The 23,164-nt window shown below is 69.1% G+C and carries 25 protein-coding genes; 15 read left to right on the top strand and 10 right to left on the bottom strand.

Annotated elements, in window-relative coordinates:
* The first annotated feature begins 11 nt into the window (after positions 1–11).
* From ACYVKL_RS18225 to ACYVKL_RS18210, 4 genes are all read left to right on the top strand, one after another.
* Complete coding sequence (locus ACYVKL_RS18225; RefSeq protein ID WP_379164831.1) at positions 12–977, top strand: bifunctional MaoC family dehydratase N-terminal/OB-fold nucleic acid binding domain-containing protein; 966 nt, start codon at positions 12–14, stop codon at positions 975–977.
* The gene (locus ACYVKL_RS18220) at positions 974–1,387 is read left to right on the top strand and encodes a MaoC family dehydratase (protein WP_379164829.1); all 414 of its coding nucleotides are present in this window, start codon (positions 974–976) and stop codon (positions 1,385–1,387) included. Before ACYVKL_RS18225 ends, ACYVKL_RS18220 begins: the two co-directional genes overlap by 4 nt.
* A complete protein-coding gene (locus tag ACYVKL_RS18215; RefSeq protein WP_213559060.1) occupies positions 1,384–2,559 on the top strand; it encodes a lipid-transfer protein in 1,176 nt (391 codons plus the stop codon). Before ACYVKL_RS18220 ends, ACYVKL_RS18215 begins: the two co-directional genes overlap by 4 nt.
* A 129-nt stretch (positions 2,560–2,688) precedes the next feature.
* Positions 2,689–3,000, top strand: a complete 312-nt coding sequence (locus ACYVKL_RS18210) for a hypothetical protein (RefSeq protein ID WP_379164827.1) — start codon at positions 2,689–2,691, stop codon at positions 2,998–3,000.
* On the opposite strand, the gene ACYVKL_RS18205 is transcribed toward ACYVKL_RS18210, so the two are convergent.
* Positions 2,993–3,610: a TetR/AcrR family transcriptional regulator gene (locus ACYVKL_RS18205; RefSeq protein WP_379164825.1), complete on the bottom strand. Its 618-nt coding sequence runs from the start codon at positions 3,608–3,610 to the stop codon at positions 2,993–2,995. The genes ACYVKL_RS18210 and ACYVKL_RS18205 overlap by 8 nt on opposite strands.
* A gap of 79 nt (positions 3,611–3,689) precedes the next feature.
* Between ACYVKL_RS18205 and zapE the strand changes: the two genes are divergently transcribed.
* The 9 genes from zapE to ACYVKL_RS18160 all read left to right on the top strand — a co-directional run bounded on the left by zapE (position 3,690) and on the right by ACYVKL_RS18160 (position 12,600).
* The gene (gene zapE, locus ACYVKL_RS18200; RefSeq protein WP_379164823.1) at positions 3,690–4,658 is read left to right on the top strand and encodes a cell division protein ZapE; all 969 of its coding nucleotides are present in this window, start codon (positions 3,690–3,692) and stop codon (positions 4,656–4,658) included.
* A gap of 221 nt (positions 4,659–4,879) precedes the next feature.
* Positions 4,880–6,046 carry a glycosyltransferase family 4 protein gene (locus ACYVKL_RS18195; protein ID WP_379164821.1) on the top strand — a complete coding sequence of 389 codons (1,167 nt, stop codon included), beginning with the start codon at positions 4,880–4,882 and terminating at the stop codon, positions 6,044–6,046.
* Positions 6,046–7,506 (top strand): UDP-glucose dehydrogenase family protein, encoded by a 1,461-nt coding sequence (locus tag ACYVKL_RS18190; RefSeq protein WP_379164819.1) that lies wholly within the window; start codon positions 6,046–6,048, stop codon positions 7,504–7,506. The genes ACYVKL_RS18195 and ACYVKL_RS18190 overlap by 1 nt, the downstream gene beginning before the upstream one ends.
* A 313-nt stretch (positions 7,507–7,819) precedes the next feature.
* Entirely contained in the window at positions 7,820–8,761 is a 942-nt protein-coding gene (locus tag ACYVKL_RS18185) for a DUF4129 domain-containing protein (RefSeq protein ID WP_379164817.1), read from the top strand.
* Positions 8,762–8,810: 49 nt separating this feature from the next.
* Positions 8,811–9,311 (top strand): hypothetical protein, encoded by a 501-nt coding sequence (locus ACYVKL_RS18180; protein WP_213559065.1) that lies wholly within the window; start codon positions 8,811–8,813, stop codon positions 9,309–9,311.
* Positions 9,312–9,331: 20 nt separating this feature from the next.
* On the top strand, positions 9,332–10,294 hold the full coding sequence (locus ACYVKL_RS18175) for an AAA family ATPase (RefSeq protein ID WP_213559066.1): 963 nt from the start codon (positions 9,332–9,334) through the stop codon (positions 10,292–10,294).
* A 7-nt stretch (positions 10,295–10,301) separates the two neighbouring features.
* Positions 10,302–11,576, top strand: coding sequence for a DUF58 domain-containing protein (locus ACYVKL_RS18170; RefSeq protein ID WP_379164814.1), 1,275 nt, complete (start codon positions 10,302–10,304; stop codon positions 11,574–11,576).
* Entirely contained in the window at positions 11,573–11,998 is a 426-nt protein-coding gene (locus ACYVKL_RS18165) for a hypothetical protein (protein ID WP_379164812.1), read from the top strand. The genes ACYVKL_RS18170 and ACYVKL_RS18165 overlap by 4 nt, the downstream gene beginning before the upstream one ends.
* A gap of 56 nt (positions 11,999–12,054) precedes the next feature.
* Positions 12,055–12,600 (top strand): RNA 2'-phosphotransferase, encoded by a 546-nt coding sequence (locus ACYVKL_RS18160; RefSeq protein ID WP_357190272.1) that lies wholly within the window; start codon positions 12,055–12,057, stop codon positions 12,598–12,600.
* 58 nt (positions 12,601–12,658) lie between these two features.
* On the opposite strand, the gene ACYVKL_RS18155 is transcribed toward ACYVKL_RS18160, so the two are convergent.
* Entirely contained in the window at positions 12,659–13,006 is a 348-nt protein-coding gene (locus ACYVKL_RS18155; protein WP_357190273.1) for a hypothetical protein, read from the bottom strand.
* A gap of 193 nt (positions 13,007–13,199) precedes the next feature.
* On the opposite strand from ACYVKL_RS18155, the gene ACYVKL_RS18150 reads away from it, so the two are divergent.
* Together ACYVKL_RS18150 and ACYVKL_RS18145 are read left to right on the top strand one after the other, a co-directional pair.
* Positions 13,200–14,237, top strand: coding sequence for an AraC family transcriptional regulator (locus tag ACYVKL_RS18150; RefSeq protein WP_379164810.1), 1,038 nt, complete (start codon positions 13,200–13,202; stop codon positions 14,235–14,237).
* A 109-nt stretch (positions 14,238–14,346) separates the two neighbouring features.
* Positions 14,347–15,015: a GNAT family N-acetyltransferase gene (locus ACYVKL_RS18145; protein WP_357190277.1), complete on the top strand. Its 669-nt coding sequence runs from the start codon at positions 14,347–14,349 to the stop codon at positions 15,013–15,015.
* 24 nt (positions 15,016–15,039) lie between these two features.
* Here the strand turns inward: ACYVKL_RS18145 and ACYVKL_RS18140 are convergent, their stop codons facing one another.
* The 8 genes from ACYVKL_RS18140 to ramB all read right to left on the bottom strand — a co-directional run bounded on the left by ACYVKL_RS18140 (position 15,040) and on the right by ramB (position 23,128).
* On the bottom strand, positions 15,040–15,579 hold the full coding sequence (locus tag ACYVKL_RS18140; RefSeq protein WP_357190279.1) for a carboxymuconolactone decarboxylase family protein: 540 nt from the start codon (positions 15,577–15,579) through the stop codon (positions 15,040–15,042).
* A gap of 55 nt (positions 15,580–15,634) precedes the next feature.
* A complete protein-coding gene (locus ACYVKL_RS18135; protein ID WP_379164807.1) occupies positions 15,635–16,387 on the bottom strand; it encodes a GntR family transcriptional regulator in 753 nt (250 codons plus the stop codon).
* Positions 16,388–16,399: 12 nt separating this feature from the next.
* Positions 16,400–17,092 carry an urea ABC transporter ATP-binding subunit UrtE gene (gene urtE, locus ACYVKL_RS18130; protein ID WP_379164805.1) on the bottom strand — a complete coding sequence of 231 codons (693 nt, stop codon included), beginning with the start codon at positions 17,090–17,092 and terminating at the stop codon, positions 16,400–16,402.
* Complete coding sequence (gene urtD, locus ACYVKL_RS18125; RefSeq protein WP_379164803.1) at positions 17,076–17,942, bottom strand: urea ABC transporter ATP-binding protein UrtD; 867 nt, start codon at positions 17,940–17,942, stop codon at positions 17,076–17,078. Before urtD ends, urtE begins: the two co-directional genes overlap by 17 nt.
* A complete protein-coding gene (gene urtC / locus ACYVKL_RS18120; RefSeq protein ID WP_379164801.1) occupies positions 17,939–19,126 on the bottom strand; it encodes an urea ABC transporter permease subunit UrtC in 1,188 nt (395 codons plus the stop codon). Before urtC ends, urtD begins: the two co-directional genes overlap by 4 nt.
* Positions 19,123–20,007 (bottom strand): urea ABC transporter permease subunit UrtB, encoded by an 885-nt coding sequence (urtB, locus tag ACYVKL_RS18115; protein WP_379164799.1) that lies wholly within the window; start codon positions 20,005–20,007, stop codon positions 19,123–19,125. The genes urtC and urtB overlap by 4 nt, the downstream gene beginning before the upstream one ends.
* Positions 20,008–20,122: 115 nt before the next feature.
* The gene (gene urtA / locus ACYVKL_RS18110; protein WP_379165778.1) at positions 20,123–21,358 is read right to left on the bottom strand and encodes an urea ABC transporter substrate-binding protein; all 1,236 of its coding nucleotides are present in this window, start codon (positions 21,356–21,358) and stop codon (positions 20,123–20,125) included.
* 360 nt (positions 21,359–21,718) lie between these two features.
* Positions 21,719–23,128, bottom strand: coding sequence for an acetate metabolism transcriptional regulator RamB (gene ramB / locus ACYVKL_RS18105; RefSeq protein WP_379164797.1), 1,410 nt, complete (start codon positions 23,126–23,128; stop codon positions 21,719–21,721).
* Positions 23,129–23,164 lie beyond the last annotated feature (36 nt).

The raw sequence follows: 23,164 nt of genomic DNA, 5'->3' as shown, positions 1-23,164 counted from the left end.
AGGAGTAGAGCGTGACGAAGAGTTTCACGGCCGACGAGATCCGCGACGGCCTGGAGAAGATCAAGGCCGCCGGCGAGTCCGCGCCCCGCGCGGGCCGCGACCCGATCAACCAGCCGATGATCAACAACTGGGTCGAGGCCCTCGGCGACGCCAACCCGATCTACGTGGACGAGGCCGCCGCGCAGGCGGCCGGGCACCCCGGCATCGTGGCCCCGCCGGCCATGGCGCAGGTGTGGACCATGCTGGGCCTGGGCGGCGTCCGCGCCGACGACGACCCGATGACCCGCACCAACGAGCTGTTCGACGCGGCCGGGTTCACCTCGGTGGTCGCCACCAACTGCGAGCAGGTCTACCACCGCTACCTGCAGCTCGGCGAGCAGGTGACGGTGCGGTCCAGCATCGGCGACATCGTGGGCCCCAAGCAGACCGGGCTCGGCGACGGCTGGTTCACCACCTACCTCACCAACTGGTACGTGGGCGACGAGCTGGTCACCGAGATGAAGTTCCGGATGCTGAAGTTCGCGCCCGGGACCGGAAAGACCGCGGCTCCCAAGGAATCCGGAGCCGTCTCGGCCGAGGATCTCGCCAAGCGGGTGCGGCCGACCGTCTCCAAGGACACCGAATTCTTCTGGGACGGAGTTAGAGCCGGTGAGCTGCGCATCCAGCAGCGCCCCGACGGTTCGCTGCAGCACCCGCCGGTTCCGGCGCTGTGGAAGGACCACGCGGAGCAGTCCGACTACGTCGTGGCCTCGGGTCGCGGCACCGTCTTCAGCTTCGTGGTGCACCACGCGCCGCGCGTGCCCGGACGGCAGCTGCCGTACGTGGTCGCCCTGGTCGAGCTCGAGGAGGGCGTCCGCATGCTCGGCGAGCTGACCGGCGTCGACCCGTCCGAGGTCGAGATCGGGATGCCGGTCGAGGCGGGCTTCCTGAAGCTCGACGACGACAACACCGTGCCCTACTGGAAGGCCGTCAAATGACAACTGTCGAACTGTCGGCCGTGCAGGTCGGAACCACGCTGCCGGAGTTGGTGATTCACGCCGACACCACGTTCATCGTGTCGACGGCGCTGGCCACCCGCGACTTCCAGGACGTGCACCACGACCGGGACAAGGCGCTGGCGCGCGGCTCCAAGGACATCTTCGTCAACATCCTCACCGACACCGGTCTGGTGCAGCGGTTCGTGACCGACTGGGCGGGGCCGAGCGCCGTCGTCAAGTCGCTGTCGCTGCGCCTGGGCGTGCCGCTGTACGCGGGTGACACCCTCACCCTGTCCGGCACCGTCTCGGCCGTCGAGGGCTCGACCGTCACCATCGACGTGGTCGGCAAGGATTCGCTCGGCGACCACATCACGGCGAAAGCCGTTATCTCCCTGCAGGAGGCACAGTGACCGGGCTGAGCCGCGAAGCCGCGATCGTCGGCATCGGCGCGACCGACTTCTCCAAGGACTCCGGCCGCAGTGAACTGCGTCTGGCCGCCGAGGCGGTCACCGCCGCCCTCGCCGACGCGGGCCTGACCCCCGCCGACGTGGACGGCCTGACGACCTTCACCATGGACACCAATACCCAGGCCGCCGTCGCGCGCGCCGCGGGCATCCCGTCCCTGAAGTTCTTCTCCAACATCCCCTTCGGCGGTGGCGCGGCCGCCGCGACCGTGCAGCAGGCGGCCATGGCCGTCGCGACCGGTGTCGCGGATGTCGTTGTCGCGTACCGCGCTTTCAACGAGCGCTCCGGAAACCGCTTCGGCCAGTTCGCCACTCACCTGGCGACCGGCAACCCGAGCTCCTCGGGCGTGGACAACGGGTTCTCCTACACCCACGGCCTGGGCACCCCGGCCGCGCAGGTGGCCATGGTGGCCCGCCGCTACATGCACGTGTACGGCGCGCGCAGTGAGGATTTCGGTCGCATCGCGGTGGCCGACCGCAAGCACGCGGCGGTGAACCCGGCGGCGCACTTCTACGGCAAGCCGATCACCCTCGAGGAGCACCAGGCCTCGCGCTGGATCGCGGAGCCGCTGCACCTGCTGGACTGCTGCCAGGAGACCGACGGCGGCGTGGCCATCGTGGTCACCTCGGCGGAGCGGGCCAAGGATCTGCCCAACAAGCCGGCGCTGATCGCCGGCGCCGCGCAGGGTTCGGGCGCCGACCAGTACGTCATGACCAGTTACTACCGCGACGGCATGTCGGGTCTGCCCGAGATGAAGCTGGTCGGCGACCAGCTGTGGGCGCAGAGCGGGCTGCGGCCGGAGGACATGCAGGCCGGCATCCTCTACGACCACTTCACTCCGTTCGTGTTGATGCAGCTGGAGGAGCTCGGCTTCTGCGGCCGCGGCGAGGCCAAGGACTTCATCGCCGACGGCGCCATCGAGATCGGCGGCCGGCTGCCGCTGAACACCCACGGCGGCCAGCTGGGTGAGGCCTACATCCACGGCATGAACGGCATCGCCGAGGGCGTCCGCCAGATCCGCGGCACCTCGGTCAACCAGGTCGAGGGCCTGGAGAACATCGTGGTGACGGCCGGTACCGGCGTCCCGACCTCGGGACTGGTGCTGACCACCAACTGACCTCGGTATCGAGGACGACCTCGCAAGAGGGGACAAGAAGTCCACCGGCGCGAATTGTGTCGGTGGACTTCTGCTTTCGGGGCGGCGGCGTACATTGGGACGCGATTCGCCTGTGGGGAAGGGGTCGTCATGACTTTGCTGGAACGGTTGAACGAGCTGTCGGCGACCGGTGGACCGGTCTTCGGGGAACCTTTCGAGACCGCGGACGGGACGACCGTCATCACCGCCGCCGGTCCCGGATTGCGGGGGGCCCGGCCGATCGGGGTGTTCGTGATCCGTCAGGGTGAGGTGACGTGGGAAGCGGCCTCCGACAGTTCGCGGATCGCGATCCTGGGCGTGCTCACCGGTCTGTTCGCCGCGACGCTGGGTTGCCTGGCCGTGCTCCGGCAGCCGCCGTGGCCGAATCTGCGCTTCTGGGACATTCGCACCCGATTCAACTGACTGACTTCAGCTGGACCGCCAGCACCGTCGTCAGTTGGTGCACGCTGTCGGCGGTGCCCGGCCGGAGTTCGGTGCGGGCGCCCGCGAAGCGGTCGAACACCAGCCCCTCGATGACCGCGATGAAATCGGCTGCGGCCGTGGCGGGTTCGGTCGCGCCGAGCGTCTCGAACAGGGCGGTGGCGCGCTGGTGGGAGAACAGGCAGCTGGTCAGCCGGACCCGCAGCTCGGTGTCGGCGAGTAGTTCGAGGATCAGGGCCTGGCGGGCGATCAGGTGGTTGCGGCGTTGTGCCAGTAGGTGATCCAGCCAGCCCGCGATCCCGGTCGCGAGCGCGTCCCGGTCGATGTCGGCGCGGCTGTCCGGCACGGCCGCCGGGGTGACCAGGCCCCCCTTGCCGCCGAGGAAGTCGGTGCGGGAGCGGGTGGTGATGCGGTCCACGATGGCTTCGATGAGTGCCCGTTTGGTGCGGAAGTAGTACGACGTCGAGCCGGCGGGCAGTTCCAGGGCGGTGTCGAGGGCGCGATGGGTGAGCGCCCGGAGGCCCTGGGCGGCAATGAGATCGATGGCGCTGTCCACGATGAGGGTGCGCCGGTCGGTTGTGTGGGTGGTCACTTTCGCTCCTCTATCGCTGCCTGATCCTCTACAACTATAGAGGAAGCTCTACAGAAGTAGAGGACGCAGGGAGGCAGTCATGGAAACGCTGGAGATCGTGCTCGATGCGGACCAGCGCGTCGCCGCCGAACGGCTGGACGCCATCGCCGCGCGGCTCGGCAAGCGCAGGTTGTTCCACTTCGGGCAGCGGGCGCCGCGCGGCCTGTACCTGTACGGCGGGCCCGGGCGCGGGAAGACCATGCTGATGAACCGCTTCCTCGACTCGGTGCACACGGACCGCAAGCGGCGCTACCACTTCCACGAGTTCTTCGCCCGCCTCAATGCCGGCATCCACGAATACGGGACCATCGACGCCTCGGCCGACGCGCTGATCGGGGACGCCGAGCTGATCTGCTTCGACGAGTTCCACGTGCACGACTCGGGTGACGCCCGGCTGGTCGCCCGGCTGCTGGACCACCTGTTCGCGCGGCCCGTCACGCTGGTGGTGACCTCGAACTACCCGCCGCAGGGGCTGCTGCCCAACCCACTCATGCACGACCTGTTCGTGCCGACCATCGACCGCATCCTCGAGCACCTGGACGTGGTGTCGGTGAACGGCCCGACGGACTACCGCTCGCTCGGCGGCCGGCACACCGGTTTCGCCGCCGGACACTACGTGGTCGGTGACTGCACCACCGCCGGAGCGGTGGACCTGCCGGTCGCGCACCGGCAGCTGCACGCCCGCGCCCTCGAGAACGGGCAGCTGACAGTCGATTTCGCGGAACTGTGCGGCATCCCGGTGTCGGCGGCCGACTATTTGGAACTGACCCGGACGGTGCACAGCTGGGTGCTGTGCGATGTTCCGCCCATGGGCACGGTGCCGGAGGACTGGGCGATGCGTTTCGTGAACCTGGTCGACGTGCTCTACGACGCCGACCTGGAACTGTCGATCTTCGCGCAGGCGCCACTGGCCGAGCTGGGCAGCGAGATCAAGCGGGTCCCCGACCTCTACCGCACCCTCAGCCGGCTCGGGGAGCTGCGGGAACCGGCGAACCTCGAGGCTCGATAGCCGTTCGGCGAAGCCCCGGTGAACTGGCCGACTTGATCGACGCGCACGGTTCACGTGCCGTCAACGCGGAGGGGGGCTGGTGTTGCGGGCCGCTTCCTACCGTGGCGTCAGGAGCTGCACCGAACCGGAGGGGACCGATGCGAATCCGCGAGCAGGCAAGGGATTCCGCGCCGCGGAACCCGAGCATACCGAGTAGCCCCCATAACCGGAAAAGCGCCCGCTTGCGGGTGCTGGTGGTCGCCGAGTCATTCCTTCCCCAGGTCAACGGCGTCACCAATTCCGTCCGCAGGGTGCTGGACCATCTGGCCGCCAAGGGCCACGAGGCCGCCCTGGTGGCCCCGACCGGGCCGGCCAAATACGCCGGGTTCCGCGTGCATGTGGTGCGCGGGGCCCGGCTGCCTTTTTATCGGGACTTCCGGATCGGACTGGAGACCCGCCGCCGGCTGCGCAAGATCATGCGCGAGCTCGAGCCCGACGTCGTGCACATCGCCTCCCCGGCGACGCTGGGCTATCAGGCGGCCAAGGTGGCGGGCGAACTGGGGATTCCGACGGTCGCCATCTATCAGACCGATCTGGTGGGTTTCGCGCTGCGCTACGACCTGCCGGGCGGCGTCCGCGCCATGACCGCGCTGACCCGGCGCATCCACCTGCGGGTGGATCGCACCCTCGCGCCGTCCACGGCCAGCCTGCGCCAGCTCGAGCTGATGGGCGTGCCGGGTCTGGGTCGCTGGCCGCGCGGGGTCGACCTGCAGCAGTTCGGTCCCTTCCGCCGCTCGGAGGAGCTGCGGAAGCGCTTGGCCCCCAACGGGGAAGCCCTCGTCGGCTATATCGGGCGGCTGGCTCCGGAGAAGGAGCTGGAGCTGCTGGCCGCGTTGCGGCCGCTGCCGGGTGTGCGCCTGGTCGTGGTCGGCGGCGGCCCGGAGGAGAAGCGGCTGCGCAAGCTGCTGCCGGACGCGGAGTTCCTCGGAGTGCTGCACGGTGAGGAACTCGCCGCCGCCTACGCCTCCCTGGACGTCTTCGTGCACACCGGCCGCCACGAAACCTATTGCCAGGCAGCGCAGGAGGCCCTGGCTTCGGGCGTGCCCGTGGTCGCGCCCAAGTCGGGCGGGCCGATCGACGTGGTCACGCCCGGCGCCGGCTTCCTCTACCCGCCCGGCGACGCCGACGCCATGACCGAGCTGGTGCGCCGCCTGGTCGAGGACCCGCTCCTGCGCGAGCAGACCGCGGCCACCGCGGTGCGCAGCGTCCGCGACCGGTCCTGGTCGGCCGTCAACGATCTGCTCATCCGCCACTACCGCGAGGTGATCGCGGAACGCCTGCAGCCCGATTCGGCGCTGTCATCCGATCCGGTGCCGGGCGAGGTCCCGGCTGCCAAGGAGGCATCCTGATGCTCCGCATCTCCGTCATCGGCACCGGCTACCTGGGTGCGACCCACGCCGCGGGCATGGCCGAACTCGGTTTCGACGTCCTCGGGGTGGACAACAATCCGGCCAAGGCGGCGGCGCTGTCGGCCGGGCGGGTGCCCTTCCACGAGCCCGGGCTGCCGGACCTGCTGGCCGGGCACGTGGCGGGCGGCCGGCTGCGGTTCGGCACCTCGCTGGTGGAGGCCGCCGAATTCGCCGACGTCCATTTCCTGTGTGTGGGAACCCCGCCCGGAGTGAACGGGGCCGCGGACCTGTCGCAGCTGTACAGCGCGCTCGACGGGCTGGTGCCGCACCTGACCCGCAACTGCCTCATCGTCGGCAAGTCCACGGTGCCGGTGGGCACCGCCGAGGCGCTGACCGCGCGGATCGCCGAGCTGGCGCCGGCCGGGATCTCGGTCGATCTGGCCTGGAACCCGGAGTTCCTGCGCGAGGGGCACGCCGTCTACGACACCCTGCACCCGAACCGGCTGGTCTTCGGTGTGACGACGCCCGACGCCGAATGGGCGCTGCGGCAGGTCTACGCGACGCCGATCGCGTCCGGATCGCCGGTGGTGATCACCAACCTGCCCACCGCGGAACTGATCAAGGTGTCCGCCAATGCCTTTCTGGCGACCAAGATCTCGTTCATCAACGCGATGGCCGAACTGTGCGATCTGACCGGAGCGGATGTCACGCTGCTGGCCGACGCGCTCGGCCACGACGACCGGATCGGCCGCAAGTTCCTGGGCGCGGGCCTGGGCTACGGCGGCGGCTGCCTGCCGAAGGACGTGCGCGCCCTGATCGCCCGCGCCACCGAACTCGGCGCGGGGGAGTCGGTGGCCTTCCTGCGCGATGTCGACGCGGTGAACCTGCGCCGCCGCGAGCGGGTGGTGCGCGAGACGCTGGAGCTGCTCGGCGGCTCCGGCCGGGTGGGCATCCTGGGCGCGGCCTTCAAGCCGCTCTCCGACGACGTACGCGACTCCCCGGCCCTGGACGTGGCGCGCAAGCTGCACGCGGCGGGCGTCGAGGTGACCGTGTTCGACCCGGCCGCAACGGTTCCCGCGCGGGCGGTGGCCCCGCAGCTGGTGTTCGCGGCCACCCCGGCCGCGGCCATCCACGAGGCGGACGTGGTGCTGCATCTGACCGAGTGGCGGGAATTCCGGGAGCTGGACCCGGGCTTCCTGCGCACGGTGGCGCGCGGGCGCGTGATCATCGACGCCCGCAACACGCTGGACCCGGAGCCGTGGCTGGCCGCGGGCTGGGACTTCCGCGCCCTGGGCCGCCTGGTGGAGCCGCGCACCGCGGCCGGCGCCGTGGGCGCTCCGGCCGGGACCACGTATCCGGGTGCGGCGGCGGCGCGCGGTGCGGCCGCCGACCCGGCCGGGGTGCTGGCCCAGCCGTCGCCGTTGACGCGGCTGCGCGCGCGGGTCCGTCGTACGGCCTGAGCGCCGGCGTCCGGTCCGGTCTCGCTCCGGGGCGTTCCCCCGCCCCGGAGCGGTCTCCGGCTGCCCTGTTGCGATCGTGACGGCCGGTCCGCCGGACCCGTGATCCACCACGGATGGTGATAAGTGGGGTTGCGCGGCGGGTGCCCGCGTTGGGGCGGATGACCTGGGTTTTCGGGGCCAGGGGCGGTTGCCGCGCAGGTTGGGGATTTATGCGCGGCGGGTATGTGATTCCAGGTTCCCGATTTTGGTCCTGACGGACCGCTCGGCATGTAACTATGTGCCTGTTTCTGCTGGACTCTGGTTAGGAGTGTTCGTGACTGGGGTGGGGACGGTGGCAACGCGGGCGGTCGCACTGATCGGCCTCGTCATGCTGGCTGTCGTCGCACTGCGCGGGTACGTTCCGGGAACCGGAGGACCTGCATCGCCGCATCCGTCGTCGGCGGTCTCACTGGCGTTGATGCCGGTGCTGCTGCTGGTCTCGATGGTGATCCTGGTGGCGGGTGTGATCAACAGCCGGCACCGGCTGCCGCTGGCCATGCCCGAACCCGATCGCGAGGACCTGGTCCGCGGGCCGGGCCTGCGGCGGCTGGGTCTCGCGGTGGTGATCGGCGTCGCGGCGCTGGCGCTGATCGTGACCGCGGTGCTGTCGATCTACCTGGTGATGCCGGCCCGGCAGGACGGGACCGGCGCGCAGTCGACGATCGCGCCCACCGGAACCGCGCAACAGCCGCTGGAGACCGCCGCGCCGACCCCGGACTCGGTGCCCGAGCCGTCGCTGAGCGGGACCGCGCTGCTGCTGGTCGGCATCACCGCGACGGTCCTGGTGCTGATCGCCATGACCGGTCTGGTCGTGGTGGCGGTGAGCTCCAATCGCCGTCCCGCGTTGAGTCGTACGCCGCTGCCGCAGCCCACCCCCACCGAGGCGGTGTCGCTGGCCAAGGTGGCGGAGATGGGCCTGGCGGCCATGATCGCGCCGGGTCAGGATCCGCGCACCGCCATCATCGCCTGCTACGTGGCCATGGAAAGCGGCCTGGCGCAGGCCCGGGAGGTCGCGCCGCTGGCCTCCGACACCCCGTCCGAGGTGCTGGCGCGCGCCTTCGATCGCGGCTTCCTGCACGACGCGTCGGCGCGGGAACTGGTGTCGCTGTTCGAGGAGGCCCGCTTCAGCCCGCACTCCATGCTGGAGTGGCAGCGGATGCGGGCCGAGCAGCTGCTGCGTATCGTATTGGCAGATCTGCAGGGGTTGGCGGCATGAGAGTTGTTGTCGCGGTGGGGCTCCCATGGCGCAGGGCGGGGGGTCTGCCATGAATCGAAGCGCGATCGTGGTGGGCGCGGTGCTGCTGGCCGTTCTGTTGGAACTCATCGCCCTCGGCAACCAGCGCGACAGTCTGCTGCTCCTCACCGGGATTCCGGTGGCCGGTGCGCTGGGCCTGCTGGTGTGGTCGCTCGTGGAGCGCGCGCGGCGGCTCGCCCCGGTCGCCGAGGACAACGACATCGACAACGGACCCGTCGAGATGCTGCGCCGCTGGCAGGCGCGCGCCACTATGCTGGCCGACCGGTCCGAGGGCACCCGCGCCGACTGGGACCGCCACCTGCGGCCCTTGCTGGCCAAGGAGTTCGAGCTGACCAGCGGGCATCGGATGAACAAGAACCGCCGTGCCCTCGAAGTGGCGGGACAGCTGCAGTTCGGCCCCGAACTGTGGCGCTGGGTGGACCCGGCGAACTCGGCGCTGCGCGACGAAGTCAATCGCGCACCGGGCCGCCCCGCCCTCGACGAGATCCTGCGTCGGCTACAAGACATGTGAGATGAGATGCGAGAGTTGCCATGACATCACCGATGGACGTGACCATCAAGCGCACCGACGCCGTACTGCGCGAAGTATCCCGGATCGTGGTCGGCAAGCGGGACGAGCTGCAGCTGATCATGATCGCGGTGCTGTCGGGCGGCCATATCCTGATCGAGGACCTGCCCGGACTGGGCAAGACCCTGATCGCGCGCTCTTTCGCGACCGCGCTCGGGCTGAACTTCACCCGCGTGCAGTTCACCCCGGACCTGCTGCCGGCCGATCTCATCGGCTCCACGATCTACGACATGCATTCGGGCCGTTTCAGTTTCCGGCGCGGCCCGGTGTTCACCAACATGCTGCTGGCCGACGAGATCAACCGCACCCCGCCCAAGACCCAGGCCGCCCTGCTGGAGGCCATGGCCGAGGGCCAGGTCTCCATCGACGGTGAGACCTTCCCGCTGCCGAACCCGTTCGTCGTCTTCGCCACCGACAACCCGATCGAGTACGAGGGCACCTACCCGCTGCCCGAGGCCCAGCTCGACCGCTTCGCCATGCAGCTGCGGCTCGGGTACCTGTCGGAGAGCGACGAGATGAGCATGATCCGCCGCCGCCTGGAACGCGGTTCGCAACCGGCCCAGATCGGCCAGGTGGTCGATGCCGAGGGCCTGCTCGAGATGCGGCAGGCCGTCGAATTCGTGACCGTGCACCCGGATGTGGTGGGCTACGTCGTCGCGCTGGCCGCCGCCACCCGCGGGCACCCGCAGGTGGAGGTCGGCGCCAGTCCCCGCGCCGAACTGGACCTGGTGCAGATGGCCCGCGCCCGCGCCCTGCTGCACGGCCGCGACTACGTGGTCCCCGAGGACGTGAAGGCACTGGCCATTCCGACCATGGCGCACCGCATCACGCTGCGCCCCGAGATGTGGGTGCGCCGCATCCGCGGCGAGGACGTCATCTCCGAACTGCTGCGCCGCCTGCCCGTCCCGCGCGCCACCCCGGCCTGAGGCGCGCATGAGGCATCGCGACACCAGCGCCTCCGTCGAGGCCGAATTGCGCTGGCGGCCCGCGCCGCTGGTGTTCATGCTGGCCGCCGTGTCCGCGCCCGCGCTGGTGCTGGCGGTGATCCTGGGCAAATGGCAGCTGGTGGTGTTCGCCGCGCCCATGCTCGGGGTGCTGGCCTCCGCGCCGCTGCAGCAGTCGCGCACCCGCATCCAGATCGACGGGTCCGGGGTGCTGCGCTGCTTCGAGACCGAAGAGGTGGTGCTGACCGCCGCCGCCTTCGTGGAGAGCGGGCACGCGCTGCTGCGCCTGCATCCGGAACCGTTGCCGGACATGGACATCCATGTCGAGGAGACGGTGGACTCCGGCGCCTCCCCGGCCGGGCTGCGGCTGGCGCTGTCCGCCGCGCGGTGGGGACGCTATCCGGTGCCCATGCGGGTGTCGGCGCTGAGTCCGGCCGGGCTGGCGGTGGCCTCGGTGCGGCTGCCCGCGGGGGAGCTGTTCATCTACCCGATCACCGATCCGCAGCGCATGCGGTTGCCGCGCACCGAACTTCCCGAGCGCATGGGTTCGCACCTGACCCGGCGGCACGGGCCCGGCGTGGAGTACGCCGATATCCGCCCCTACACCCCGGGCGATCAGCTGCGCACGGTCAACTGGCCGGTGAGCGCGCGCCGCGGGCAACTGTTCGTGACCGAACGCTTCACCAACCGGGCCGCGGATGTGGTTGTGCTGGTGGACACGTCGATGCAGGCCCCGGGGCCCGCCTCGGACTCGCTGGAGCTGTCGGTGCGTGGCGCGGCGCAGGTGGCGCAGTCCGCGCTGCAGGCCGGCGACCGGACCGCGGTGGTCTGCCTGGGCCGGAATCCGCGCTGGCTGCGACCCGATATCGGCCGCCGCCAGTTCTATCGGATCGTGGACGCGGTGCTCGACGTCGGCGACGAGCACATCCTCACCCAGGGCACGCTGGCGCCGCACTCCGCGGTCCCGATCGGCGCGGTCATCGTCGCCTTCTCCACCCTGCTCGACACCCAGTTCGCCTTGGCCCTGATCGATCTGCGCAAGCGCGGCCATGTCGTGGTGGTGGTCGACGTGCTGCGCGGCCCGCCGTTCGACGACGGCCTGGACAACACCCTGGCCCGCATGTGGCAGCTGGAACGCACCTCCATGTACCGCGACATGGGCACCGTCGGCGTCGACATCGTGCCCTGGCCCGCGGACACCCGGCTCGATCAGGTCATGCGGCTGCTGCCCGCCCACCGCCGTACCGTGAGGGTTCGCCGATGACGAAGTTCCTGGCCGTGCTGTCCGGAGTGCTGCTCGCGGGCGCGGTGGCCGTCGTGCTGCCCTGGGCCGCGCTGCCGGTGGCCGTGCTGGCCGCGGCGGGCTGGCGGTGGCGGGTGGCCGCGGTGCTGGCCGCGCTGGCGGCTATGTCGGCCGTGGCCTGGATCGGGACCGGGGCGCTGGTGGCGGGCGGGATCGGGCTCGTCGCGACCACCTACCTGCTGAACACGGCGACCGTGTCGGCCCCGGCGGGCGTGGTGCCGACCACCATTCCGTCGGTGACCGGCGCCCTGGTGTTCACGGTGGCCGCGGGTGCGGCGACCGTGCTGCCGGCCGGGCTCACCTGGGTGCCGATCCTGGCGCCGTTCGCCGTGATCGTGTTGTACGCCATGCTGGTTCGCGGGCTGTCCGACGACCGGGTCTGACCGGCGGCGTCGAAAAATCGCTTCGCGCCGGGGCGGCGGACTGCTTCACTCGCGGCATGAACGAAGAACAGATGGTCCGAACCTCGAAGCGATTGTCGCGGCATCTGCGGCACGCGCCCGAGGCGATCGGCCTCACACTGGACTCCGCCGGGTGGGTGGAGGTCGACGCCCTGCTCGCGGCCCTGGCCGCGCACGGGCGCCGGGTCACGCGACCCGAACTGGACGAGGTGGTGGCGCGGAACAACAAGCGCCGCTTCGAATTCGATGCGACAGGGACCCGGATCCGCGCGAGTCAGGGGCACAGTGTCGACGTTGACCTGGAGTACCGGGCGACCACGCCGCCCGGAACGCTCTACCACGGCACCGTTGCCGCGGCCCTGCCCGGAATTCGCGCCGAAGGGCTGCTGCCCATGCGCCGCCACGACGTCCATCTGTCGGCGGATACCGAGACCGCCGTCAAGGTGGGGTCGCGTCGTGGCCGACCCATCGTGCTGACCGTGGACGCCGCCGCGATGCATCGCGACGGACACGAGTTCCGGGTCAGCGCCAATGGGGTCTGGCTGGTGGCTGCCGTCCCGCCCGGTTACCTGACCGGACTCTGATCCGACAGGCAGCGGCCTTCGAAGCGCCGGGCAGGACGGAATCCACTGTGGGCCAAGGCTATTGGAGGGCGGGTGGCATTCGGGTCGGCTTGATGCGGCCGGCGTCGATGAGCGCCCGGAATGCCGCGGCTTTGCGCGCGCACTCCGCGACCGGGCAGCGACGGTGCTGCTGCATGGTGCGGTGGGCTTCCTGGACGCCCAGCGGATGATCGGGGGCGAGGTGCGACCAGGAGGATGGGGCGGTGGAGACCAACGCCAACGCGTTGTGCTCCTTGCTGATTCGATCTCGGATCCGCTCGACCGAGAGCCGGTCCGGATCCTGGTGTGGGTGGTGCAGGCTCATGATGGCGATTGCCGTGACCACGAGCGTTGCGAGGGTGGCCGTGAACACTTGCCAGGCGGCCATTCGTTCACCTTCTCCGTGTCTATCGGATGTAGTCAACAAGATATTCAGTTGGTAGCTAGATATTCACCCTATGCCCCAAGACGTTACGCCTCCAGCGTGTCGTAGGTCAGAACCAATCGAATTTCGGCCGCTTTCAGCAACTTCCCCGCTCGTTCCGCCGCGCGGCACGCTGGATGTTTGCGACTATTTCGAGGTGACGGACGGTCAGGCCCAGCTGCGCTCCATCACCAGTGCGGCACTCCTCGTCGAGTTCGCGGTCGGCCGCGGCCTCGGCACCGCTGATCTGCTGCGGCACACCGGAATTCGGGAACGCGAACTGATGGACTCGACCGCCGAGATCACGCTCACACAGGAGCTGGCCCTGATGCGCAATGTGGTGGCCGGTGTCGGAGACGCGCCCGGTATGGGGCTTATGGCCGGATCGCTCTGTCACCCACCGAGTCTCGGCGTGCTCGGCTTCGCCCTGATGAGCTGTCCCACCGTGCGTGACGCCGTGGATCTGGCCCTGCGCTACGCCGATCTGTCGTTCACCGTGGCTCGCCACCACCTCGTCGTCACCGGTGACGACGTCTCCGTCGTCCGCGACGACAGCGGGGTGCCCGCCGAGGTGCGCCGCTTCGCGGTGGAGCGGGATGTGGCGGCCATCTGGACGATTCAGCAGGACGTGATGCCGATGCGCCCGCCCATCACGCGCGTGGCCGTGGCCTTCCCGCCGCATCCGGTCTACGAGATGTTCGGGGCCATGTTCGGGGTCGAGGAGGTGGTGTACAACGCGCAGCGCTCGGTTCTCACCGGACCGTCCAGTATTCAGTATCTGCCACTGCCCCAGGCGAATACGGCCACCGCGCGCTTTTACGAACAGCAATGCGCGGATCTGTTGCAACGCCGGAAACGCCGGCAGGGCGTCAGCGGCCGGGTCCGGCAACTCCTCATCTCTCGCGTGGGAATAGCCGACCAATCGCGCATAGCCGCCGAATTGGACATCAGCGTCCGAACTCTCCGCCGCCGCCTGGCCGACGAGGGCACCACCTTCCGCGAACTATCGTCCGAAACGGTCGGTTTGCTGGCCGAGGAATTCCTCGTGGCGGGAATGACCGTCGAACAATCCGCATTGCGCCTCGGCTACGCCAGCGTCTCCGCCTTCACCTCCGCCTTCCGGGCGTGGAAAGGCCAGTCGCCCGGGCAATTCGCCAGGGAGAACCGGGGCCGGGTCGCCGCCCGCGGGGCCTGACCAGGAAGTCGCGGCGATCTGTCCGATTCCACGCTGACAGGACAGACCGACCGGGACGATGGTCTCAATTTCGCCGCGCAGTCCGGGAGCGGGCGGCAGAATTTCAGCTATGCCCCGATCGGCCCCGCCAATCGTTGCCGCCGAGACCTTCACCCGCGCGGTGCAGCCGGTGCTCCCGGTGGGCGACGGCCTGGTGCTGCGGCCGTGGCTGCGGCGGGACGGACCGGAGGTCTACGCGGCCTTCCAGGATCCGGCCATCGCCCGCTGGCATGTGCGCACGGCCGACACCGTGGAGGAGGTCGGCGACTGGGTGGACGCCTGGGCGCGGTCGTGGAGCAGTGGGACCGCGGCCAATTGGGCGGTCGCGGACAGCCGGAGCGGCCGGTTGATGGGTCGCGCCTCACTCCATCACATGGAGCTGTGGCACGGCGAGGCGGCAGTCGCCTACTGGGTGGTGCCGGCGGCGCGCGGGCGCGGCATCGCGCCGCGGGCGGTGGAGGCGCTGGTCGGCTGGGCCTTCGAGGTGGCCGGATTCCATCGCATCGAACTGCGCCACTCCGTGCACAACATCCAATCCTGCAGCGTGGCCCACAAATCCGGCTTCGTCCTCGAAGGCATCAACCGCAGCGCGGGCCTGCACACCGACGGCTGGCACGACATGCACCTGCACGCCCGCATCCAGCCGGCCCGCGCCGCCGAACCGGCCTGCGCGCACCACCTTCCGTACGACGCGGTCCCTGAGGCCGCCACCCAGCCGGTCCACCGACTGCGGCGCTGACCTTGCCGGGACGCCGGCGCGGTATCAGTGGTCGGTTTCGATCCGCAGCGCGGTGATGGTGCTCGCCAGACCCTCGTACTGGTTGGTGAGCAGGACGATCTCGATCAGCCGCTGCTCGTCGTAGTGCGCGGCCAGCGCTTTCCAGGTCTCGTCGTCGAGGTCGCGAGTGGCGACCAGCTGGTCCACGGCGGTGAGCAGCGCGCGTTCCTTGTCCGACCAGCCCGCGGCCGCGGGCCCCTCCCGGAGCCGGTCCAGGATCTCGGGGGTGACGCCCGCCCGGCGACCCAGCCGGATGTGGTGGTCGGTCTCGTATTCGCATTGGCGCAGATGCGCGACGCGCAGGATGACCAGTTCGGATTCGTAGCGGCGCAGCTTGCCCCCGGGCATCAGCCGCCCCGAGAAGTGCAGCCAGCCGCGGAACAATCCGCCGGTCCGGCCCAGGGTGCTGAACAGGTGGGCGTCATCCGTCCCGGCGGCGCGGGAAAGCGCCTGCCAGACAACCCAGTTGACCGGACCGAGCTCCCGCAGCCGGCCGGGAGCGATGCGTGGCTTCGTCGACACCATGTCACCAGTCAACACCCTGTCTGGGCCACCCGCCAGAGCAGCGGGTGACGGCGCGTCATTCCCGCACCGCTCGAGCCAGTCTGGTGAGCTCCAGGGCGCGGCGGGCACGGGTCAGCACGTGCGCGCGGGAGCTGGCCAGGTGGGCGAGCAGGGCCCGCAACGCGGTCTCCAGGTCCCCGGCGAGCAGGTGCTCGGCGATGGCGATGTGGTCCTCGGCCATCGCGGCGATGCGGCCGGGGGTGGGCATGTCCAGGGAGCGCACCGGACGCACCCGCGCCTGCACCGTGGACAGTGCGTCGGCCAGCGCGGAATTGCCCGCCGCCAGCAACAGTGTGGTGTGAAAGCGTTCGTCGGCGCTGATGAGTTCCGCGTCCGGCTCGGGCGGGTGCTCGCGCAGCCGCCGCCAGAATTCGAGTTCGCGGCGCACCGCGGCGGTGTCGAACGGCTCGACGGGCCGCGGCGTTTCGGCCCGGCTGACCGGAGCCACGAATTCCGGGAGACCCGCCGCGGTGGACTGCAGCCGCTGGATTCCCCTGGCCTCCAGCACGATCCGCAGTTCGTACAGGTCGCCCAGATCGTCCACCCGCGGCCGATACGGGTAGAGGCCGTCCGTGTGACGTTCCAGCAGCCCGTCGGACAGCAGCCGCGCCAGCGCCTCACGGACCGGGGTGCGGGAGACGCCGTAGGTCTCGGCGAGACGTTCCTCGCCGAGCCGTTCGGTCGGCACCAGCACCCCGGCCGCGAGATCGCGCTGCAGGGCCCGGTAGACCCGCTCGGACAACGGAATGCGCCCCCTGCGCGCGTTCACGCCGGTGTCCGATCAGATCGCCATGGCCAGGCGCACGGCGGATTCCGCGCCCGCGCCGCCCTCCCCGGAGGAGGTGACGCGGCCCGAGCGCAGCACGTAGAACTGCTGCGCGGCCTGCAACGCGAAACCGATGTGCTGCTCCACCAGCAGCACGCTCAACCCGCCGCGGGCGGTGAGATCGATGATGGTGCGCTCGATCTCGGCGACCACCGACGGCTGGATGCCCTCGGTCGGCTCGTCCAGGATCAGCAGTTTCGGTTCGGTGATCAGGGCGCGGGCGATGGCCAGCTGCTGACGCTGGCCGCCGGAGAGCAGCCCGGCCTTGCGGGTCAACAGCTCCCGCAGCGCCGGGAACAGGTCCAGCGCCTCGGCGACCCGTTCCTTGCCGCGTTTGCGGCCGTCCGCCACCACCTGCAGGTTCTCCATTGTGGACAACTGTGGAAAACTCTGCTGCCCCTGCGGCACGTAGGCGATGCCGCGCTTGACCCGCCGTGACGGTGACAGCTTGGTGATGTCCTCGCCGCCGAAGCGGATTCGCCCGGACTTGGCGGGCAGCAGTCCGACCGCGGCGCGCAGCAGCGACGTCTTCCCGGCCCCGTTGTGGCCCATGATGGCGGCCACGCTGTTGTCCGGAACCGTCAGGGACACACCGTGAATCACCTCGGTCCGGCCGTAGCCGGTGTGTAGATCAACGAGTTCCAGCATTCGTGGCCTCCTTCGCCTCGTCCGATTCGGGCTCCGTACCGGTGGCCGCGGTGTCCGCGGTGGGCGGCAGTTCGCCGGCCGCGGCGGTACCGAGGTAGACCTCCTGCACCTTCGGATCGGCCTGCACTTGCTCCACCGTGCCCTCGCTGAGCACGCGGCCGCTCGCCAGCACGGTCACCGACGTGGCGAACGCGCGCATGAAGTCCATGTCGTGCTCGACCACGATGACCACCCGCTCGCCGCCGATGCGGCGCAACAGGTTTCCGGTCTCCTCGCGTTCCTCGGCGCTCATGCCCGCCACCGGTTCGTCCAGCAGCAGCACCGACGCGTTCTGTACCAGCAGCATGCCGATCTCGAGCCACTGCTTCTGACCGTGCGCGAGCACCCCGGCAGGCTTGTCGCGCAGCGCGGTGAGGCCGATGGTTTCCAGTGCCTCCTCGATGGCGGGCAGCACCGACTTGCGGCGGCGCAGCAGGGTGAGCGCGGACCGCCCCGCGCCCGCCGCGATATCCAGGTTCTGCAGCACGGTGAGCTGTTCGAAGACGCTCGCGGTCTGGAAGGTGCGGCCCACGCCCAGGCGCGCGATCTGATGCACCTTGCGGCCGATCAGTTCGGCGCCGGTCTTCTGCGCCGAGCCGGTCGCCGGGACCAGGCCGGTGATGGCGTCGATGAGGGTCGTCTTGCCCGCGCCATTGGGTCCGATCAGGAACCGCAGATCGCCTTGCAGGACGGTGAGGTCCACGCCGGAGACGGCCTTGAAGCCGTCGAAACTCACCGAGAGGCCGCGGATCTCGAGGTACTCGCTGTCCATGCCGGCATTGCCGCCGAGCTTCGGTTCGGGTGCGGTCATCGGGCTTCCACCTTCTGCTCGGCCGCTGCGGCGGGCTGCTCGGGCTCCGGCGAGGTCGCGGCCGGGGTCTCGGCGGTCTCGGTGCCGGCGTCCGGTTCCGGTGCGGAGTCGGCACTCTGGCCGCGCAACCGCTCCAGCAGCTGCTTGGCCATGGGCCCGAAACCGGCCAGTCCGGCCGGAATGAACCCGACCACCACGATGAACAGCGCACCCTGGAAGTAGGTCCACGCCGACGGGAAATGCTCGGAGAAGGTGGTCTGCGCCCAGGCCACGCCGATCGCGCCCAGCACCGGCCCGAGCAGGGTGGTGCGGCCGCCGATCGCGACGCCGATCAGGAAGGCGATGGACGGCACCACGCCGATGTCGGCGGGGGAGATGATGCCGACGATCGGGGTGAACAGCGCGCCCGCGATGCCCGCGAAGAAGGCGGCCACCACGTAGGCGACGATCTTGATATTGGCGGGGTCATAGCCGAGGAAGCGGACCCGCTCCTCCTGATCCCGCACGGCGACGAGGAGTTCCCCGTACCGGCTGCGCATGAGCTGCCGCGCCACCGCCACCACCGCGAGCAGGGTGGCCGCCGCGATGAAGAACAGCATGCGCCGGTTCACCGGATCGTCGAGGCGGAAGCCGAAGAACGACCGGAAGTCGCTCAAGCCGGTGAAGCCACCGATGGTCTGCTGCCCGGTGAGCAGGATCGCCAGCGCCGCAGCCAGCGCCTGACTCAGGATCGCGAAGTACGCGCCCTTCACCCGGCGCTTGAAGACCCCGAAACCGAGCACCGCCGCCAGCGCCGCGGGCAGGATCGCGATCGCCAGGATCGCCACCGGCGCGGACTCGAAAGGCCGCCAATACGACGGCAATTCGGGCACACCCGCGATGGTCATGAACTCCGGCACGTCCTCGTGCGCCTTGGCGGCGTCGGCCATCTGCAGATGCATGGCCATGATGTACGCGCCGAGGCCGAAGAACACGCCCTGCCCGAGGGTGAGCATGCCGCCGCGACCCCACGCCAGGCCGATGCCGACCGCGACGATCGCGAAACACAGGAACTTGGCCAGCAGGCTCAACCGGAAATCGGTGAGCACCGCGGGCGCCACCCCGAACAGCACGATGGCGGCGATGGCGAAGCCGCCCAGGGTTTTCAGAGACGATTGCGCGCCGAGACGCCCGATGACGGTCATGCCAGACTCCTCGTCCGGACGGTGAACAGACCCTGCGGGCGCACCTGCAGGAAGATCACGACCACGATGAAGACGATCACCTTGGCGACCGTCGCGGTGGTCGAGTATTCGACGAACGAATTCAGCAGGCCCATCGCGAAGGCCGCGATGACGGTGCCCTTGATCTGCCCCAGGCCGCCGATCACGACCACCAGGAAGGCGTCCACCAGATACGACTGCCCGATGGTGGGGCTGGTGGAACCGATCAGGGTCAGCGCCACCCCGGCCACGGCCGCCAGGCCCGAGCCGATGAAGAACGTGCTGACATCCGTGAGACGCGAAGAGACGCCGGAGGTTTCGGCCAGACTGCGGTTCTGCACCACCGCCCGGATCCGACGGCCCATCGGGGTCGTCTTCATCGCGGTGGCCAGCGCGATCACCGCCGCCACGGCCAGCACCATGATGAAGATGCGGGTCTTGGGCACCACGGTGCCCGCGATCCCGATGCCGCCGGTCAGCCAGTCGGGCGCGACCACGTTCTTGGCGGGCGCGCCGAAGATGTCGCGCACCGCCTGCTGCAACACCAGGCCGACACCGAAGGTGACCAGCAGGGTGTCGAGCGGACGGTCGTACATCCAGCGGATGAGCCCCATTTCCAGCGCGGCGCCCAGCAGACCGCCGACCAGGAAGCCGGCGAACAGCGACACGATCAACGCCACGCCGGTCGCCGAGATCAATTGCTCGACCACGTAGGTCGTGTAGCAACCGGCCATGATGAATTCGCCGTGCGCCATGTTGATGACGCCCATCTGACCGAAGGTCAGTGACAGGCCCAGCGCGGCGAGCAGCAGGATCGAGCCCAGACTCAGCCCCGTGAACAGCTGTCCGACAGCGACGTCCATGTGAGATACCTCGTGAGTTCTATTGGTGGAGAACGCCGTAACGGCTGGTGCGGCGCGCGGGGCAGGAGTCCCGCGACAACCGCACCAGCCGCCCCTCATCGGCGGCCGCCGACAGTTACTTGAGGCCCTTGGCCCAGTCGTAGTTCTTCAGGTACGGGTCCGGCTGGATCGCCTTGCCCGAGTCCCACACGGTGTAGATGAGCCCGTCGGGGTGGATCTCGCCGATCCGCGCCGTCTTGGTGATGTGGTGGTTGGAGCCGTCGATGGTGACGGTGCCCTCCGGGGCGTCGAAGCTGACGCCGTCCGCGGCCTTCTGAATGTCGGCCACCGCGAACGACTTCGCCTTCTCCACGGTCGCCTTCCACAGGAACACCGAGGTGTAGGCGGCCTCCATCGGGTCCGAGGTGGGCTTGTTCGCGCCGTAGGCGGCCTTGTACGCCGAGACGAACGCCTTGTTCTGCGGGGTGTCGACGGTCTGGTAGTAGTTCCACGCGGTCAGCTGGCCCGCGACGTTCTGCACGCCGACGCCGCCGACCTCCTCCTCGGCGATCGACACCGAGACCACCGGCATCTCAGCGGCTTTCAGGCCGGCGTTCGCGTACTCGCGGAAGAACGCCACATTCGAGTCGCCGTTGAGGGTGTTGAACACCGCGCCCGCCTTGGCGCTGCGCACCTTGTTGACGATGGTGGAGAAATCGGTGGAGCCCAGCGGCGCGTAGTCCTCGCCCTTGATCTCGATGCCGTTGGCCTTGGCGTAGGCCTTGATCTCGCGGTTGGCGGTCTGCGGGAACACGTAGTCCGAACCCACCAGGTAGAGCGAGGTGACGCCCTTCTGCTTCAGGTAGTCCAGCGCCGGAATGATCTGCTGGTTGGTGGTGGCGCCGGTGTAGAAGATGTTCTTCGAATCCTCCAGGCCCTCGTACTGGACCGGGTAGTACAGCAGCGAATTCAGCGACTCGAACTTGGGCTTCATGGCCTTGCGCGACGCCGAGGTCCAGCCGCCGAACACCGCGGCCACACAGTCGGAGCTGACCAGCTTCTCGGCCTTCTCGGCGAAGGTCTTCGGGTCGGACGCGCCGTCCTCCAGCACCACCTCGACCTTCTTGCCCAGCACGCCGCCCGCGGCATTGATCTGGTCCACCGCCAGCTTGGTGGCATTGGCGACGGTGACCTCGCTGATCGCCATGGTGCCGGTCAGCGAGTGCAGCGAACCGATCTTGATGGTGTCCTTCGAGGTGTCCACGCAGGACTTGGCATTGGAGCCGGAGGCGGTGTCGCTGTCACGCGACCCACAGCCGGCGATCATGACGGCGGACAGTGCCAGCGCGGTCGGAATGGTGATCGCCTTCATCAGGCGGGAAGCCCTGTCCCGGCGGGAAGAGTCGTGCATGGGGCGGATCCTTCGCTTCACTTGTTCGGCGACGTCGGCTGCGTCGCTTGCGAATACCGGCGCGTATACAGCGGCTGTATTCGTGGAACGAAAGGTAAACGGGAAGTGTTGCGCCGGAATGACTCTCGATTAATGTCCGATTTCCTATGTTGCCGCGTCGTGAATTTATGCTCACGGCAAGCGGATTCGGATCATGCGTCAGAGGTATCGGCGCAGATCAAGGGGTATTTTGGGCAACCGCCCGGGTATTTTGACAGCTGACACCGGCTCGATGTGAGCAGTGAGGAGCCGCGCTGCCGGCTCCCCGGTGATGTGGAAGTGCTATTGAATGATGTACGGCGAGATGGAACTTCGGTGCTCGCTGATGTCGAGCGATTTGCCGAGCGGGGGGAAGGCGCGCTGGGGGCAGTTGGAGCGTTCGCACACCCGGCAGCCCGCGCCGATCGGAGTCGCCTTGGGCTCGTTGAGATCCAGCCCGTCCGCGTAGACGGTGCGGCCGGCATGGCGCAACTCGCAACCCAGGCCGATCGCGAAGGTCTTGCTCGGCTCGCCGTACCGGGTGGCGCGGCGTTCCACCGTGCGGGCCACCCACAGGTATTTGCGGCCGTCGGGCATCTGGGCGATCTGGGTCATGATCTTCGCGGGGTAGGCGAAGGTCTCGTAGACATTCCACAGGGGGCAGGTGCCGCCGCTGGAGGAGAAGTGGAAACCGGTCGCGGACTGGCGTTTCGACATATTGCCGGCGCGGTCCACGCGGACGAAGGAGAACGGGACGCCGCGCAGTTTGGGCCGCTGCAGGGTGGACAGGCGGTGGCAGATGGTCTCGTAGCTCTGGGTGAAGAAGGCCGACAGGCGCTCGATGTCGTAGCGGAAGTCCTCGGCCACCTCGTGGAAATGGGTGTACGGGAGGACGGTCGCGGCCGCGAAATAGTTGGCCAGACCCAATTTCGCCAGCACGATCGACTCCTGGCTGGAGAAATTGCCCTCCGCCACCAGCTTCTCGATGAGATCGCCGCATTCCAGATAGGCGAGTTCGGCGGCCAGCTTGAACACCCGCTGCCCGCCCGACAGATGCGGCGCGATTTCCAGCCGCCGGCCGACCGGATCGAAACGGTGCAGCAGGCCGTCGCCCAGATCGATGCGTTCCACGATGTGCACGCCGTGCGCGTCGGACATGCGGCGCGGGATCTCACGTTTCAGGTCGCCGCCGTGCAAACGCATCCGGTGGGTGAGTTCCTCGGCCGCGGTATCCAATTCGTGAATGTAGTTCTGCCGCTGATAGAAGTAGTCGCGCACTTCCTCGTGCGGTTTGGAGATGGCGGCCGAACCGCTGCCGTCGGCGAAACGGTCCTCGGTGGCGGCGGCCAGCTGGGCGGTCGTATTCCGATAGCGGCGATGCATATTCACCATGGCGCGCGCCAAACCCGGATGCGCGGACACCATTTCGGCGATCTCCTGCGCGTCCGCCTCCACCCCGAGCTCCTGATCCATCACGACTTCCTGGAGTTCGGCGATCAGCCGGGTGTCGTCCTGGGAGGAGAAGAAGCCGGCGTCGACGCCGAAGACTTCGCTGATACGCAGCAGTACCGGTACGGTGAGCGGGCGTACGTCGTGTTCGATCTGATTGAGATAGCTAGCCGAGATCTCGAGCTTCTTGGCCAATGAGACCTGACTCAAACCGCGCTCGGTGCGCAGCTGCCGGAGCCGCCCTCCGACGTAAGTCTTGGCCATGCGCCCAAGTTTATTGGCGAATTCGCATCCCTGCCA

The sequence above is a fragment of the Nocardia tengchongensis genome, assembly GCF_054781395.1.
This window is presented reverse-complemented; position numbering and strand designations above follow the sequence as displayed.

Excerpts from the sequence above, each read along its gene's own strand:
- ACYVKL_RS18220 (WP_379164829.1), top strand. The coding sequence starts at position 974 with ATGACAACTGTCGAACTGTCGGCCGTGCAGGTCGGAACCACGCTGCCG.
- ACYVKL_RS18210 (WP_379164827.1), top strand. The coding sequence starts at position 2,689 with ATGACTTTGCTGGAACGGTTGAACGAGCTGTCGGCGACCGGTGGACCG.
- zapE (WP_379164823.1), top strand. The coding sequence starts at position 3,690 with ATGGAAACGCTGGAGATCGTGCTCGATGCGGACCAGCGCGTCGCCGCC.
- ACYVKL_RS18190 (WP_379164819.1), top strand. The coding sequence starts at position 6,046 with ATGCTCCGCATCTCCGTCATCGGCACCGGCTACCTGGGTGCGACCCAC.
- ACYVKL_RS18180 (WP_213559065.1), top strand. The coding sequence starts at position 8,811 with ATGAATCGAAGCGCGATCGTGGTGGGCGCGGTGCTGCTGGCCGTTCTG.
- ACYVKL_RS18175 (WP_213559066.1), top strand. The coding sequence starts at position 9,332 with ATGACATCACCGATGGACGTGACCATCAAGCGCACCGACGCCGTACTG.
- ACYVKL_RS18170 (WP_379164814.1), top strand. The coding sequence starts at position 10,302 with ATGAGGCATCGCGACACCAGCGCCTCCGTCGAGGCCGAATTGCGCTGG.
- ACYVKL_RS18165 (WP_379164812.1), top strand. The coding sequence starts at position 11,573 with ATGACGAAGTTCCTGGCCGTGCTGTCCGGAGTGCTGCTCGCGGGCGCG.
- ACYVKL_RS18160 (WP_357190272.1), top strand. The coding sequence starts at position 12,055 with ATGAACGAAGAACAGATGGTCCGAACCTCGAAGCGATTGTCGCGGCAT.
- ACYVKL_RS18155 (WP_357190273.1), bottom strand. The coding sequence starts at position 13,006 with ATGGCCGCCTGGCAAGTGTTCACGGCCACCCTCGCAACGCTCGTGGTC.
- ACYVKL_RS18145 (WP_357190277.1), top strand. The coding sequence starts at position 14,347 with ATGCCCCGATCGGCCCCGCCAATCGTTGCCGCCGAGACCTTCACCCGC.
- ACYVKL_RS18140 (WP_357190279.1), bottom strand. The coding sequence starts at position 15,579 with ATGGTGTCGACGAAGCCACGCATCGCTCCCGGCCGGCTGCGGGAGCTC.
- urtE (WP_379164805.1), bottom strand. The coding sequence starts at position 17,092 with ATGCTGGAACTCGTTGATCTACACACCGGCTACGGCCGGACCGAGGTG.
- urtD (WP_379164803.1), bottom strand. The coding sequence starts at position 17,942 with ATGACCGCACCCGAACCGAAGCTCGGCGGCAATGCCGGCATGGACAGC.
- urtC (WP_379164801.1), bottom strand. The coding sequence starts at position 19,126 with ATGACCGTCATCGGGCGTCTCGGCGCGCAATCGTCTCTGAAAACCCTG.
- urtB (WP_379164799.1), bottom strand. The coding sequence starts at position 20,007 with ATGGACGTCGCTGTCGGACAGCTGTTCACGGGGCTGAGTCTGGGCTCG.
- urtA (WP_379165778.1), bottom strand. The coding sequence starts at position 21,358 with ATGAAGGCGATCACCATTCCGACCGCGCTGGCACTGTCCGCCGTCATG.
- ramB (WP_379164797.1), bottom strand. The coding sequence starts at position 23,128 with ATGGCCAAGACTTACGTCGGAGGGCGGCTCCGGCAGCTGCGCACCGAG.